We start from the raw sequence: 232 nt of genomic DNA on the forward strand, positions 1-232 counted from the left end.
TTATTTCGGTTACACACGCTGCTTGTGGTAACTGTTGCAGGCATCGTAACTGGTCTTGGATCAGGCTTGTCACTGCATCAAGTGATTACGATGTTCGGCCAGTTCTTTGTCGATAACCGCTATATGGCTATGGCTATTTTACTTACTCTTCCTAGCGTTGGCGTGTTAGAAAAATACGGGTTAAGGGAACAAGCGGAAGTGCTGATTAAAAAAGCGAAAAACGCTGCTTCTG

The 232-nt window shown here is 44.4% G+C and carries 1 protein-coding gene; it reads left to right on the plus strand.

Features of this window, described 5'->3' with window-relative positions; genetic code table 11:
- Positions 1–232 (plus strand): 5-oxoproline transporter, DUF969 family subunit (locus tag SB717_RS39875; protein WP_410908893.1); only part of this gene is annotated, 232 nt, incomplete at both ends.

It is taken from the genome of Priestia sp. SIMBA_032 (assembly GCF_046535215.1).
In the GTDB taxonomy this organism is placed as follows: domain Bacteria; phylum Bacillota; class Bacilli; order Bacillales; family Bacillaceae_H; genus Priestia; species Priestia aryabhattai.